This is a genomic window from Pseudomonas sp. MG-9 (assembly GCF_018729515.1).
GTDB classification, from domain to species: Bacteria; Pseudomonadota; Gammaproteobacteria; order Pseudomonadales; family Pseudomonadaceae; genus Aquipseudomonas; species Aquipseudomonas serboccidentalis.
In genome coordinates this window covers 75,245-89,097 of record NZ_JAHHZH010000007.1, presented here as the reverse complement: position 1 = coordinate 89,097, position 13,853 = coordinate 75,245, and the positions used below count along the sequence as shown (strand labels likewise).

Below are 13,853 nucleotides of genomic sequence, written 5' to 3'. Positions count from 1 at the left end.
ATTAAATTGCACACAATTTAATTGCTCGCTATGTTTGGCCTTTCCCGATAACCCGTGGAGCCGACCCATGAGCGACAACCTGCTGAATATCCCGGTCACGAACATCAAGGGCGAGCAAAAGACCCTCGCCGATTACGCCGGCAAAGCGGTGCTGGTGGTCAATACGGCCAGCAAATGCGGTTTCACCCCGCAATACAAGGGGCTGGAACAACTCTGGCAGACCTACAAGGATCAGGGCCTGGTGGTACTGGGTTTCCCGTGCAATCAGTTCGGCAAGCAGGAACCGGGCAACGAGGGCGCGATCAGCGAGTTCTGTGAGCTGAACTACGGCGTCAGTTTCCCGCTGTTCAAGAAGATCGACGTCAACGGCGCCGACGCCCATCCGCTGTTTGTGCAGTTGAAAAAGCGCGCTCCGGGTGTGCTCGGCTCCCAAGGCATCAAGTGGAACTTCACCAAGTTCCTGATCGGCAAGGATGGCCAGTTGGTCAAGCGTTTTGCCCCGGCCACCAAGCCGCAGGACCTGACCGGCGAGATCGAAGCCCTGCTCAAATGAACAGCCTGCCCGTTGATTCGCTGAAGCTCGACAATCAGTTGTGCTTCAAGTTGTATGCCGCGTCCCGGGCGGTGATTCGCGCCTACAAGCCGATGCTCGATCAGCTCGGCCTGACCTATCCGCAATACCTGGCGATGCTGGTGCTGTGGGAATGGCAGGACAGTGCGCCGGAGCAACCGACGGTCAAGTCTCTGGGCGAGCGTCTGGCGCTGGATTCCGGCACCCTGACGCCGCTGCTCAAGCGTCTTGAGCTACTGCAATTGGTGCAGCGTCAGCGTGCGGCGCGTGATGAGCGTGAAGTTCATCTGAGCCTGACGCCGCAAGGGCAGGCGCTGCGCGAACAGGTCGGGCCGCTCAAGGCTCGCTTGTTGTGCGACAGCGGGGTGAATCTTGATCGGCTCAACGATTTGCGCAATGGCCTCGATCACCTGCTGGGGCAGATCAAAGCGCTGACGTAGTCGGGATCCATTGGTCGAGCAGGGCCGCCAGCTCTTCGCGGCGGAACGGCTTGGCCAGGTAATCGCTCATGCCAGCGGCACGGCAACGTTCGCGCTCCTCGGACATGGCGTTGGCGGTCAGCGCGACGATCGGCAGGTGCGGCCAGCGCCCGCTCTGGCGAATCTGCCGGCTCGCTTCGTAGCCGTCCATCACCGGCATGTTGCAGTCCATCAGTACCAGATCGAATTCATCGTGTTCCAGTTGATCCAGCGCTTCGGCGCCGTGGGCCGCAACCACCACGTCGCAGCCGAGCTTGCCGAGCATGCCTTTGGCCACCAGTTGGTTGACCGGATTGTCCTCCACCAGCAGCACCTTTCCGCGCCGCTGAACCGGTTGGCTGTCAAGGCGCGCGTCGTTGATCGTGGTGATGTCGGCCAGCAGGATGCGCCGCAGGATCTGATACAGCGCGTTGCGCGCCAACGGCCGCGCTTGCTGCTGTAACGGTGCCAGCGCGGCGGCTTCTTCACCGGGCATGAAACTGCCATAGGCCGTCACCACCAGGATCGGCGCGCTGAGCGTCGGGCGCAGACTGAACAGACATTCCGGGCAATCGGTGATCAGCAAGTCTGGGGAGAGGCCCAGCAACGGGTCGTCCATGGTGCGCTGCTCATAGGTTACGCCCCACACCGGCAGCAGCGTCTTGAGCAACTCTGCCAACCCGCTGCTGGCAGCGGTGATCGCCAGTACCTTGCCGTGCAGCGGCGGCGGCATGACCGCCCGGGTGTGGCATGGCAGCGGCAGGTCGGCACAGAACTGACTGCCGAAACCGGCCTCGGAGCTGATCGTCAGCCGACCCTGCATGGCTTCGCACAGGTTGTAGGTCAGCGCCAGACCGAGGCCGGTGCCGCCGTACTGACGGGTGATGCCGGCACCGGCCTGGGTGAACGGCTGGAAGATTTTCACTTGGGCGTCCTGGGCGATGCCGATGCCAGTGTCGCAGACTTCGATGCGCACCCCGTCCTGGTGGGCGGACAGACGCACATCGACGCGGCCGAAACGGGTGAACTTCAGCGCGTTGGAGAGCAGATTGCTGACAATCTGCCGCACCCGGGTCGGATCCCCCAACACCAATGCCGGGAAGTGCGGGTCGATCAGGCACGTCAGCTCGACACTGGGCGCCGCATTCTGTGACAACAGGTTGGCGGTGTCCTCGATCAGTGAACCGAGGTCGAACGGGATGTGCTCCAGCTCCAGTTGCCCGGCATCGAACTTGGACAGATCGAGAATATCGTTGAGCAACTCCACCAGGACCTTGCCCGAGTCATGAGCAATCGACAGTTGTTGCTGCTGCTCGGCGTTCAGCGGCCCGTCGAGGGAGAGGGCGATCATGCCCAGCAAGCCGTTGAGCGGAGTGCGGATCTCGTGGCTCATGTTGGCGAGGAACGCCGAACGCGCTTCGGCCATGTCCAGTGCGGTGCTGCGGGCCACTTCCAGTTCCTGGTTGGACTGGCTGAGCCGGGCGTTGATGGCCTTCAGCTCGGCGGTGCGCGCCGAAACGATGTGCTCCAGTTGCCCGAGGTAATCGGTCAGGCGGTTTTCGGCGTTGCGCCGTTGCTGGATTTCTGTGGCGATGTTGTCGAACTGCTGGTTGGCAACCCTGACCAGCACACCAATTTCGTCGTTGGCGTGTCCGGCCGGACACTCCAGCATTGTGTGTTCCGCACTGCGCGCATCGCGTGCGCTGAGTTCGCGGATCAGCCGCACCAGTGGCTTGGTCAGCATCACGTAGAACAAGGCCAGCAGAATCCCGGTGAGGATCAGACTGCGGGCAAAGCCGTTGAACAGCGTGATTTCGGCGCGGCGCAGGAACCGGCTGCCGAACGCGTAGGTGTCGACTTCCAGGCTCAGAATGCCCAGCGACTCGTTGGGCAAGTGGTCGAGGTACAGGCGGTCTTCGAATTCGCGCTTGGCACCGAACAGGAAGTCGCTGATGACCCGATAGCCGCTTTGCAGCTCCGGGCGTTTGACGCTGGCCAGGACGTTGCCATTGTTGTCGGTCAGTTGCGCAGAGATGATCGCCGGCGAACGCAACAGACCCAGGGTCAGTTCCTGGGCCAGTTCGGAGTCGATGTTGTAGGCGATCCGCGATGCCGGATTGTGGCTGATTTCCAGCAAAGACAGGATTTCACGGTTGATGGAGGCGTCTTCGCTGGCATAATCGATGCCGATTTGCAGCAGGCTGAGCAGCGTGCCCAGAATGAACCCGACCAGCACAGTGAGTCTGGCTTGCTTGTAAGACAGCCGGTGGGTGAATTTGATATCCATAGGGTGATGAACCACTTCCGTTTCCCTTCGCTGCTCAAGCATAGTCGATCATGTATGGATACCGAGGTTCCCGAATCGCCTTGTAACAAGGGCGCGGCGCGCCATTGTTGATCTGATTGTCGTCGCTGAAGCACCATCATCACTTTGAACGTGCCCGAGGAGAAGACGTGGATTCCCGATTGAATGCTTTTCTTGAACGCGCCGAGTCGGTTCTGGCGCGGATCGAGCCGCTGTTGCCGGCTCCGCGTCCCGTTATTGACTGGAACACCTGCCTGGCGGCGCGCTGGCAGCGCGACGGGCGCAGCGGGTTTCTGCTGCCGCTGGAAGTCAGCCTCGACATGCGTCTGAGCGACCTGATCGGTGTCGACCGGCAGCTGGAGCAGTTGGGGCGTAACACCCAACAGTTTCTCGACGGCATGCCGGCCAACCACGCGCTGCTCTGGGGCTCGCGCGGTACCGGTAAATCCTCGCTGGTGCGGGCGTTGCTGGCCGAGCACGCCCAGGCCGGCCTGCGCCTGATCGAGATCGAGCGCGATCACCTGGCAGACCTGCCGCGGGTGGTGGAGCAGATCGCCAAACTGCCACAGCGCTTCGTGCTGTTCTGCGATGACCTGTCGTTCGAATCCGGTGAGGGTGATTACCGCGTCCTGAAAAGTGTGCTCGACGGCTCGCTGGAGCAGGCGCCGGACAACGTCTTGCTGTACGCCACGTCCAACCGCCGCCATCTGGTGCCGGAGAAGGAAAGCGACAACGAGAACTGGAAACGCGTCGACGGCGAACTGCATCCCAGCGAAGCGGTGGAAGACAAGATCGCCCTGTCGGACCGTTTCGGCCTATGGCTGTCGTTCTATCCGTTTACCCAAGAGCACTTTCTCAACGTCGTCGAACACTGGATCGGCCAGTTGGCGGCCAAGGCCGGCTTGAGCTGGCAGCGTGACGAAGCGCTGGACATCCTCGCCGTGCGCTGGGCAACCGGGCGCGGCAATCGCAATGGACGTTGCGCGTACCAATTCGCCCGTTACTGGGTGGGACTGAAATTGCTGGAGCACAAGGCATGATTGATCTGCAACAAAGCGGCCAGGGCCTTGAAGGCTATGGCATGTTGGCCGCGCAACTGGAGTCGCTGCTGGCGGACGAGCGCGATTTCATCGCCAACGCCGCGCAGTTTTCGGCGTTCCTGTTCAACCAGCTCGATGACTTGAACTGGGCCGGCTTCTACCTCAATCGCAAGGAGGAGCTGGTGCTTGGCCCGTTTCAGGGGCAGATCGCCTGCGTGCGCATTCCATTCGGTCGCGGCGTGTGTGGCGCGGCGGCGGCCAGTCTGCAGACCCAGCGGGTCGAAGACGTGCATGCCTTTCCCGGGCACATTGCCTGTGACAGCGCCTCGAACAGCGAGCTGGTGGTGCCGCTGGTCAAGGACGGTCGTCTGATCGGCGTGCTCGATCTCGACAGCCCGAAACTGGCACGTTTCGGTGCCGACGATCAGGCCGGTATCGAGCGTCTGGCGGCGATCTTCCTGCGTCTGACCGACTGCTGATCAGGCGCTCAGGCCAGCCTTGCGCAACAGGCTGGCCGGTTCTACCGCATCGATTTGCCGCGGGTCGAGAAACCGCGCGGCGTACTGCATGTACACCCCTTCGTTGATGAACAGCCCGAACAATTCGGCATCGATGTGCGCCTCGCGGCACATGGTGGCCATGATCCCCAGTGCTTCGCTCAGGGATTTGGCCTTCTTGTACGGCCGGTCAGCCGCGGTCAGAGCCTCGAAGATATCGGCAATCGCCATCATCCGCGCCGGCAGGCTCATGTCTTCGCGCTTCAGGCGTTTGGGGTAACCGCTGCCGTCCATTTTTTCATGATGCCCACCGGCGATTTCCGCGACGCTGTCCAGGTGCCCCGGGAAGGGCAGGTGGCTGAGCATCAGGATCGTCTGCACCATGTGGTGATTGATGATGTAGCGCTCTTCGCGGGTCAGCGTGCCGCGGGCGATGCTCAGGTTGTAGCGTTCGCCGCGGTTGTATTTGTAGCGCGGCACATCCAGTTTGAATCCCCACGGGTTGTCTTCCGGAATCAGTTCGCTGTCGGCGCGTTCGATCAGGTGTTCGGGTTTGTCCGCCAGCAGAGGTTCGCTGGCCGGAAGCTTCGGTGCAGGCGTTCGTGCCTGCCGCCGGTTTTCCTCCCAGGACACGCCCAGACGATCATCGAGGGTGCGCGTCCAGCGACGCTCGGCAATGCGCTCAAGGCGCTGCAGATCGGCTGGCGCCATGGCCTCACCGCCCAGGTTGCAGCGGGCGACAAATGCAAAGTCGTCGTCCAGTTCTGTCAGCGTGGCGTCACGGAGTTCGCTCAGTTGCGCCTCGTTGCCGCCCATGGCCAGTGCCTGCCAGTAGCTGATCCAGGCGTCGCGTTTGAGCACCTCGAAGCGGGTGCGGATTTCGTGGATGCGATCATTGAGGGTTTCCAGTTTGGTGGCCTTGTCGACCACGTATTCCGGTGTCGTGACCTTGCCGCAGTCGTGCAGCCAGGCGGCGATGTGCAGGGCCTCCCATTCGTCTTCGTTTGGCTGATAGCCCTGAAACGCCGGCGCCTGGCTGGCGGCAGCGGCCTGCGCGAGCATCAGCGTCAGCTCCGGCACGCGCTGGCAGTGGCCACCGGTGTAGGGGCTCTTGGCGTCGATGGCACCGGCCAGCAGCTGGATGAACGCATCGAGCAACTGCTTCTGCTTTGCCTGCAGGCGCTGGCTTTCGATACTCACCGCCGCAGCGCCGGAAACCGCCTGCAGGAAGGCGATGCGGTCCGGACGCAGTTTTTCCAGATCCTGCGCGGTGCCGCTGTCGTTGATCAGCAGAATCAACAGGCCGATGGTTTCGTTGTGCCGGTTGCGCAGGCGAATGCCGATCAAGTGGATACGCGGCGACGTCATCGCCAGCAGTACTTTCTGCAAGTCCCCGGCCTGTTCGAAGCCAAGACTGGTCACCACGTTGTCAGCGTTCGTCAGTTGCTGGAACCACGCAGGCCCCTGACCCGCCAGAAGCTCCTGACCCAGCACATCGAACTCGTCCAGATCCTGCGAGACGCCATCGATCACCAGCCCGTAGGGTTCCATCCGGTTGCCATCGTTTTCGCGCAGATAGATCAAGCCTGCCTGCGCCTGGGCGATCTGCACCGTTTCGAACAGCACCCGTTGCAGCAGCGGGGCGAAGCGGGTTTCGGCGCACAGGCTGTCGGTGATGCGGAAGAAACTGGCAAGTGTGTCCTTCATGCGGGCCATCGACAGGCTCAACTGATCCACCTCCAGCACTGGCGAGCGGCGGGTGACCGGAAAGTTGAAATCGAAACTGCGAATCGCGTCGGCTTCCTTGACCAGCGCGTGCAGCGGCTTGACCAGAATCCGCGATATCAGCCAACCCAGCGGCAGGCACAGCAGCAATGTCGCCAAGGTGATCAGCGCGCCTTGCCAGCGCATGCGGTAGGCGTCGGCGAGCAACTCGTCCTCCGGCACCAGCAGGGCCATCTGCAGACCTTTCGGGCCGCCTTCCTGCAGGTTGCTGCGGGCGACGATCCAGTGTCGGCCCGCGACGTCGAGCCGCTTGCCCTGATGCGCCGTGGACAGCAGCGCGTGCAGATTCGGACTCAGGTCGGCGGCCTTGGCCAGGCGTGCATTGCTGTCATCGACAATCAGCCGGCTGCTGTCCGGATAGGCCACGGCATTGCCATCGGCATCGAACAGCACGATTTCGGTGGAGGGGGTAACCACGTGCTTGATCAAGGTGGCCGAGAGCGCGGCCAAGGTCAGATCGGCACCGATCACCGTCGTTGCGTTGCTGCGCCGGGCGAGGGTGGTGCCGACGTTGTGCGTGGAGAAAAACACGTAGGGTTCGGTGGTGATCTGATCGCCTTGTCGCAGGGCGTTGCTGTACCAGTTGCGGGTGCGCGGGTCGTAGCGATCGTCGGGATTGTCCTGATGAGCGACCGGGTTCAGCGCTTCGTCGAAGAACAACGATTGTGAAGACGCGGTGCCGCTGGCCGTGTGTTCGATACTCCAGACCTGATAGGCCGCTGTCGGCGGCGCCTTGAGCAGGGTTTTCAGGGCGTCGGTGCGCAAGGGGCGCACCATGAAGAAGTCGCCGTTGCCATAGCCCAGATACAGCGAAGCGAGGTCGGTGTTGTCCTTGAGCGACTGACTGAACGGCTTGAGCAGTGCCAGACGCTGTTGCAGGTTCGAGGCCTCGGTCGCCTGGTTGACCGCCAGCAGACTGAGCAAATGCCGGATCGGCTGGTAAGTGGCCTGCAGGTCCAGGCGCACGTCCTGTTCGATACGATTGAACAGGTTTTCGCTGCTCGACAGGATGATCCGGGTGGTCTGGCGATAATTGAACAGTCCCAGCACGATGCCCGTGAGCAACAGCAGAAAGGTGAACATGACGCTGATATGCACATGCAACGGGAACCGGCGTTGATCCGGGCGCAGTGGGCTGGGCATCGCTGGCTCTCCATTGAAGTAAACACACTGCTCAGCGCCCAAGCATAGTTAAGGCTCGGTCATTCTGCTTTTTTCAAGCGGTTCGAGTTGTTGCTGCAACGCCTGCTCCAGTTCGACCATGGCCGCATCGGTGGCCTGTATGCGATGCACGAGAGTGAGCCCGGGCGTTGTCGGCGCGCAGGCTTGTTCGAGCGCATCGCAACGGGCGATCAGGCGCGAAGCCTGAGCGATTCGGGCGGCTCCTTTGATCTTGTGCGCCACCACCGCCAATGCCTCACGATCATTGTGCGGGGCCAGGGCCAACAACTCCTGGCGATCGAGGCGGCTGCTCTTGAGCAACTCTGTGAGCAGGCGCCGGGCCTGCAGCGGATTGCCGCCCGTCAACTGATTCAGTCCCTGGAAATTGAATGCAGGCTCGGGCGCGACGGGCTGCAAGCCGTTGACCCAGTGGCTCAGCGCGCTGAGGCTCAAGGGCTTGAACAGACAGTCATTCATGCCGGCCTGTTTGCAGCGCTGCACTTCCTCAGGCTGCGCGTTGGCGGTGAAGCCCAGCACCGTACACGGTGCGCGACCTGTGCGTTGTTCCTGCTGGCGGATGGCGGCGGTCAGTTCATAGCCGTTCATCAGCGGCATGTTGCAGTCGGCAATGACCAGATCGAATTCACCTGCCTGCCACTGTTCAAACCCGCTTCGCCCTTCTTCCGCCAGGCTGAAGCGGTGCCCGAGAAACTCCAGTTGCTGACACATCAACAGGCGATTGGCGGGGTGATCGTCGACCACCAGGATGTTCAGCGGCGTAAAGGTCACGCGGATCGGTGGTTCGGTTTTCGTCGTGGCCACTGTGCACGGCAGCGTTTGCAGCGGCAGCGACAGACAGACCTGGGTGCCGATCCCGGGCTGGCTGCTCAATTGCAACTGGCCGCCCATCATTTCGCAGAGATTGCGGCTGATCACCAGCCCCAGACCCGCGCCACTGCGGGCCTGCTGTCGGCCACCGTCGGCCTGGGCGAAAGGTTCGAACAGGCGCTGTTGATCTTCGATACTGATCCCGACCCCGGTGTCCTGGATCGTCAACTGGATGAGCGAACACGTGCCCGGGCCATTGGACAGCACGTCCAGCGTGATCCGCACCTGTCCGTACTCGGTGAATTTGATGGCGTTGCTGATCAGGTTGGACAGGATTTGCTTGAAGCGTAACGGATCGAGTTCGACATCGACTTGAAGCCCTGGGGGATTGACGCTCAGCGGCAGAGCAAGGTTTTTCTGACGGGCCAGGCCGTCGAAAATCCTGACCACTGACGCCACCGTTTCGACCAGATTGACCCGCTCCGGACTCAGGCTCAGGCGCCCGGACTCGATCCGCGCGATATCGAGGATGTCACCGATCAGGCCCAGCAGATCCTTGGCCGAGCAGTAGGCGGTTTCGATGGATGAACGATCCGGGTGCTGCTCGGCCATGCGTTTGAGGGTCAATTCGAGCATGCCGATGATGGCATTCATCGGCGTACGGATTTCGTGGCTCATGGTCGCCAGAAAGGTACTTTTGGCGCGGTTGGCGTTGTCCGCCTGTTCCTTGGCGCTGCGCAACTCATCGAACAGTTGTCGACGTTCGCTGATATCGATCCAGCCGCCGATGATCCCTTGCACGTCGCCGCTGGAGTCGCGGTACGGCAGGATCCAGTGGTAGATCGTCAGGCGTCGGCCGCCAATGTGCAGCGGACGATCCAGCACCAATGGCGTGCCTTCGTCCACGACCCGCTGGTAATCCGCCTGATACGCCTGCGCTTCGAAGGCATTGCTCAGGGTGCCTTGCATGACGCTTTTGCCGATCACGTCTTCACGTTTGGCGTTGAAGGCTTCGAGGTAGCTGTCGTTGCAGCTTTGCAGCAGGCCTCGACGGTCGCGCACGTAGATCGGATGCGGAGTGCCGTTGACCAGTGAGCGCATGAACTCGAACTGATCGTTCAGGGCGCGCTCGGCCGCCTGACGCTGCTTGATCTGGCGACGCATGTAGGCATTCCACAGCAGTGACAACACCAGCAGCAAACACGCCGCGCCGATCAGTTGGTAGAACAGGCGCTGGTAGTGATGCCAGTTGCCTTGCGCGGCGTTGGAAAAACCACGCCAGCGGCTGTTGATGACGCCCAGTTCCTCGGGCGTGATGCTCAGCAGCGCCTTGTCGAGGATCGATCCCAGTTCGCTGTTGTCGCGGGCGGTGGCCAGTGAAAAGGCCGCCTGGCGGGTGCCCAGGGTCGTGGTGATCTGCAACGGATGTTCGAAGAACCGCGACGCGATCAGATAGTTGGCGATCACCAGCGAGGCGACCGCGCCATCGGCTTTGCCTTCGGCGAGCAACGTCGCGGCGCCGAAGGTATCGGAGGTTTCAATCAGGTGGATGTCGGGGAACTCGCGGCGCAGGTAATCGGCCATGGGATTGCCTTGGGAGATCGCCAGGGACTTGCCCGAGAGCTGGGTTGGATGAGTCGGGCTGTCAGCGGATTTGCGTGTCAGCAGGACAAACGAGTTTTCCAGATAGGGGCGACTGAACAGCAGGGACTTTTCCCGCTGAGGAGTGGGGAGCAACGCCGCGATCAGGTCGGCCCGATGCTGGTCGATCTGCTCGATCATGTCGCCGTCGCTGCGGCTGCGTACCAGTTCGAAGCGCATGCCGGTGCGCAGGCGCAGCAGTTCGAGCAGGTCTGCGGTGATGCCCCGCAGATTGCCGTCGCTGTCGAAGAATGTCAGCGGTGCGAACGCCTCATTGACCACGACACGCAGCACTGGATGCTGCTTGAGCCACTGCTCTTCATGGTGGGTCAATTGCAGCTTCTGGTCGGTCAGCAGGATGTCGCTGCCGGCGCTCCAGCGCTTGGCGATGCTGTCCCGTTCACTGGCTGAGACGGCCTGGAGCGCGGTGTTGATGATGGCGAGGAGTTGCGGGTTGTCTGCACGCACGGCAAAGCTGAAGCCGTGGGCTTCCTGCTTGCCGAAATTGGCCATGCGAATGTTGTTCAGATAACCCTTGTTGATCATGTAGTGGGTGGAGATGGTGTCGCCCAGAAACACGTCGGCCTGATCGAAAGCCACCGCGTTGATTGCGTTCTGATAGGAGGGATAGGACGTCAGGATGGCCTTGGGATACAGCGCCTTGACTTCATCCTGCGGCAGATAGTGATACACCATGCTCAGGCGCAGTCCGGCCAGGCCTTCGGTGAGCGTGCGGGTCTCGTCTTCACGGGTGACCAGTACCGGCTGATCGATGGCGTAGGGGGTAGAAAGCAGGACGTCGGCACGACTCGCCTCGAAACCGTTGGCCGTCCCGAGCATGTCGACCTGACCGGCTACCAGCGCTCGCAAGGCGGCGTCCCGTGAGGCAAAGCGTTTGACCCGGATCGGCAGCTCGGTGGCCCGGCTGAGCAGGCCGGCGTAGTCGGCGGTGAAGCCTTCGTAATCGCGACCGCTGGCGGTCATGTCGAACGGCGGATAATCCGGTGCGGAAGTGCCCAGTACCAGTTCGCTGCGAGTCTGCAACCATTGGCGTTGCGCCAGTTCAAGGGCCACGACCAGCGTTTCGTGACCCGAGCGGCTGCGCAGCACGTAATCTTGTGCGGTAACGACCTCGGCATTTACCTGAGTCGTCAGGCACAGGCTCGCGCACAATCCAGCGAGATAGATCTTTAAACGACTGGGCATTCGGGCTCTCACACTAGCGCGTTGCGTTTGGCCATCTCGATAAGTTCAACCAGGGATCTGGCCTTGAGTTTTTGCATCAGGCGCTTCTTGTAGGTACTGACGGTCTTGTTGCTGAGAAACATGCCCTTGGCAATTTCCTTGTTGGTGCGACCTTGTGCAAATAATTGCAAGACCATAAGTTCCCGGTCATTGACGGACTTGAACAGTTCCAGTTCGGCATAACGCACATCATCGCTGCGTACCGGATTCAACGCCTGGCTGGGGAAATAGTTGTAACCGGAAAGTACGGCCTTGATGGCGCTGACCAGTTCGCTCAAGTCCTCTTCCTTGCACACGTAACCGGATGCGCCGGACTGCATGCAGCGGATACCGAACAGCGTCGGGCATTGCGCGGTCAGTACCAGCGTCTTGAGCGGCATGCCCATGGCGTTGAAACGGGCGAGGACTTCCAGGCCGTCAAGTTTGGGGATGCTGATATCGAGGATGATCAGGTCGGGCATGCATTCGCGGACCATTTGCATGGCGTCGACCCCGTTATCGGTTTCGCCGACGACCTTGTAACCTTCATGCTCGAGCAGCATTCGAACGGCAAGCCGGATGACGGGGTGATCATCGACAATAAAAACGGAGTTCATAATCAAATCCCATACGTGCGCGAATAAAGCGCGCACCTTAGCTCAGTTAAATGAGCGGTCGCATGAACTCACATGGCTTTAGCGGCAATATAGGATAAGTCCTACACACTAAAAGGAAATCTACTACGACAGAACTCTGTGGCGCGTAAGGAAGTGTTGAGCTTGTTTGTTTAGTTGAATGTTTTAAGTTGCGGGTCGAGTGTTTAAATAAGGTGTTGGGTTGAGGTTTTTTGCGTGAAACGTATTACGTTTCGCTCAGGGTATTTATCGAACAGGTCAGAGCCGATTTATTGGAAAACCGCTCGACCGGACAGCTGCGCTGACCGGTCAAGAAGCGCGCCCGGTCAGTGGCTGGAGCGCCCGGTCATTTCCAGCGCCATGTCACTGGCGTAGCTGTCGGTCATCCCGGCGATGAAGTCGATCATGCGCAGAAACGAAGTGTGCAGCGGTCCATGGGGGGCAGGGGCGTTGTTGCCCAAGAGGTCGAGAATACGCCGGCTCTTGAACGACGGGCTACGGCCGCCATGTTGCTCCAGCGCTGCGCCGCAGAACGCATTGAGGAGGATTTCCAGGGTGGTGTAGGCGCCGATTTCATGCAGCGTCTTGCGCTTGTCCTGGAAGATCTTCTTGCGGGCGATGTCCTTGGCGTTCAGCACGCAACGTTTGGCCGGGCCGTGCATGTGTTCGACGAGGTCGCCGTGCAGGGTGCCGGCCAGCAGCGCGTCCTGTTGCTCGACGAATGCCCGGGCGGCGGCATTCGTCAGGTGCTCGATGGCCTTGCCACGCAGGATCGCCAGTTTGCGCCGACGCGAATCCTGCGGGCCGAGCTGGCGATAAGTCTCCGGCAGATCGTCACCCACCAGGCCGAGCAGCAGCGATTCGACTTCTGCGTACTCCAGCAGCTCCATTTCCAGGCCGTCTTCGAGGTCGATCAGCGCATAGCAGATGTCGTCGGCAGCCTCCATCAGGTACACCAATGGGTGACGCGCCCAGCGCTGGTCTTCCAGCTGCGGCAGGCCGAGCTTGTGGGCGATCTGCTCGAGCAGCGGCAGTTCACTCTGATAGCAGCCGAACTTGTGTTTCTTGTAGCCCAGCGAGTCGGCGTGACGCGCGGTCCACGGATACTTCAGATAGGTGCCGAGGGTGGCGTAGGTGAGGCGGGTGCCGCCGTCGAACTGATGGTACTCAAGCTGAGTCAGCACCCGGAAACCTTGCGCGTTACCTTCGAAATTGAGGAAATCACCGCGCTCGGCTTCGCTCATGCCGTCGAGCCAGCCGCGCCCGGCCGCTTGCTGGAACCAGTGACGGATCGCGTCTTCACCGGAGTGGCCGAAGGGCGGGTTGCCGATGTCATGGGCCAGACAGGCCGACTGCACCACCATGCCCAGGTCGCTGGGTTCGCACCAGTCGGGCAGGGCACTGCGCAAGGTTTCACCGACGCGCATGCCCAGCGAACGGCCCACGCAGCTGACTTCCAGCGAGTGGGTCAGACGGGTGTGGATGTGGTCGTTACTCGATACCGGATGCACCTGGGTCTTGCGTCCCAGACGCCGGAAGGCGCCGGAGAAGATGATGCGGTCATGGTCTTTGTGGAACGGGCTGCGGCCCAGCTCTTGCGGGCTGTGCAGCGGTTTTCCAAGGCGTTCGCGGTTGAGCAGGGTCTGCCAATCCAAGGCTGGTTCTCTCCGTCGGTGATTGGGATGACTGTGGCCCTAGCTTCCCGGTT

9 protein-coding genes are annotated in these 13,853 nt (G+C 61.2%); 4 read left to right on the top strand and 5 right to left on the bottom strand.

The window, feature by feature from the left end; genetic code table 11:
• Nucleotides 1-67: 67 nt before the first annotated feature.
• Both KKQ10_RS18980 and KKQ10_RS18975 read left to right on the top strand, forming a co-directional pair.
• Nucleotides 68-553, top strand: a complete 486-nt coding sequence (locus tag KKQ10_RS18980) for a glutathione peroxidase (protein ID WP_127648761.1) — start codon at nucleotides 68-70, stop codon at nucleotides 551-553.
• Nucleotides 550-1,011, top strand: a complete 462-nt coding sequence (locus tag KKQ10_RS18975) for a MarR family winged helix-turn-helix transcriptional regulator (protein ID WP_127648760.1) — start codon at nucleotides 550-552, stop codon at nucleotides 1,009-1,011. Before KKQ10_RS18980 ends, KKQ10_RS18975 begins: the two co-directional genes overlap by 4 nt.
• On the opposite strand, the gene KKQ10_RS18970 is transcribed toward KKQ10_RS18975, so the two are convergent.
• Nucleotides 995-3,316, bottom strand: coding sequence for a hybrid sensor histidine kinase/response regulator (locus KKQ10_RS18970; RefSeq protein WP_215501976.1), 2,322 nt, complete (start codon nucleotides 3,314-3,316; stop codon nucleotides 995-997). The two genes, KKQ10_RS18975 and KKQ10_RS18970, sit on opposite strands and share 17 nt — an antisense overlap.
• Before the next feature lie 167 nt (nucleotides 3,317-3,483).
• On the opposite strand from KKQ10_RS18970, the gene KKQ10_RS18965 reads away from it, so the two are divergent.
• Together KKQ10_RS18965 and msrC are read left to right on the top strand one after the other, a co-directional pair.
• The gene (locus tag KKQ10_RS18965) at nucleotides 3,484-4,374 is read left to right on the top strand and encodes an ATP-binding protein (RefSeq protein WP_127648758.1); all 891 of its coding nucleotides are present in this window, start codon (nucleotides 3,484-3,486) and stop codon (nucleotides 4,372-4,374) included.
• Complete coding sequence (gene msrC, locus KKQ10_RS18960; protein ID WP_215501975.1) at nucleotides 4,371-4,853, top strand: free L-methionine (R)-S-oxide reductase MsrC; 483 nt, start codon at nucleotides 4,371-4,373, stop codon at nucleotides 4,851-4,853. The genes KKQ10_RS18965 and msrC overlap by 4 nt, the downstream gene beginning before the upstream one ends.
• Here msrC and KKQ10_RS18955 read toward each other — a convergent pair whose 3' ends face one another.
• The 4 genes from KKQ10_RS18955 to KKQ10_RS18940 all read right to left on the bottom strand — a co-directional run bounded on the left by KKQ10_RS18955 (nucleotide 4,854) and on the right by KKQ10_RS18940 (nucleotide 13,800).
• Nucleotides 4,854-7,799 carry an HD domain-containing phosphohydrolase gene (locus tag KKQ10_RS18955; RefSeq protein WP_215501974.1) on the bottom strand — a complete coding sequence of 982 codons (2,946 nt, stop codon included), beginning with the start codon at nucleotides 7,797-7,799 and terminating at the stop codon, nucleotides 4,854-4,856.
• A gap of 48 nt (nucleotides 7,800-7,847) precedes the next feature.
• Complete coding sequence (locus tag KKQ10_RS18950; protein ID WP_215501973.1) at nucleotides 7,848-11,492, bottom strand: transporter substrate-binding domain-containing protein; 3,645 nt, start codon at nucleotides 11,490-11,492, stop codon at nucleotides 7,848-7,850.
• Between the two features lie 8 nt (nucleotides 11,493-11,500).
• Nucleotides 11,501-12,127 carry a response regulator transcription factor gene (locus KKQ10_RS18945; RefSeq protein ID WP_127648754.1) on the bottom strand — a complete coding sequence of 209 codons (627 nt, stop codon included), beginning with the start codon at nucleotides 12,125-12,127 and terminating at the stop codon, nucleotides 11,501-11,503.
• 344 nt (nucleotides 12,128-12,471) lie between these two features.
• On the bottom strand, nucleotides 12,472-13,800 hold the full coding sequence (locus KKQ10_RS18940; RefSeq protein ID WP_215501972.1) for a deoxyguanosinetriphosphate triphosphohydrolase: 1,329 nt from the start codon (nucleotides 13,798-13,800) through the stop codon (nucleotides 12,472-12,474).
• Nucleotides 13,801-13,853 lie beyond the last annotated feature (53 nt).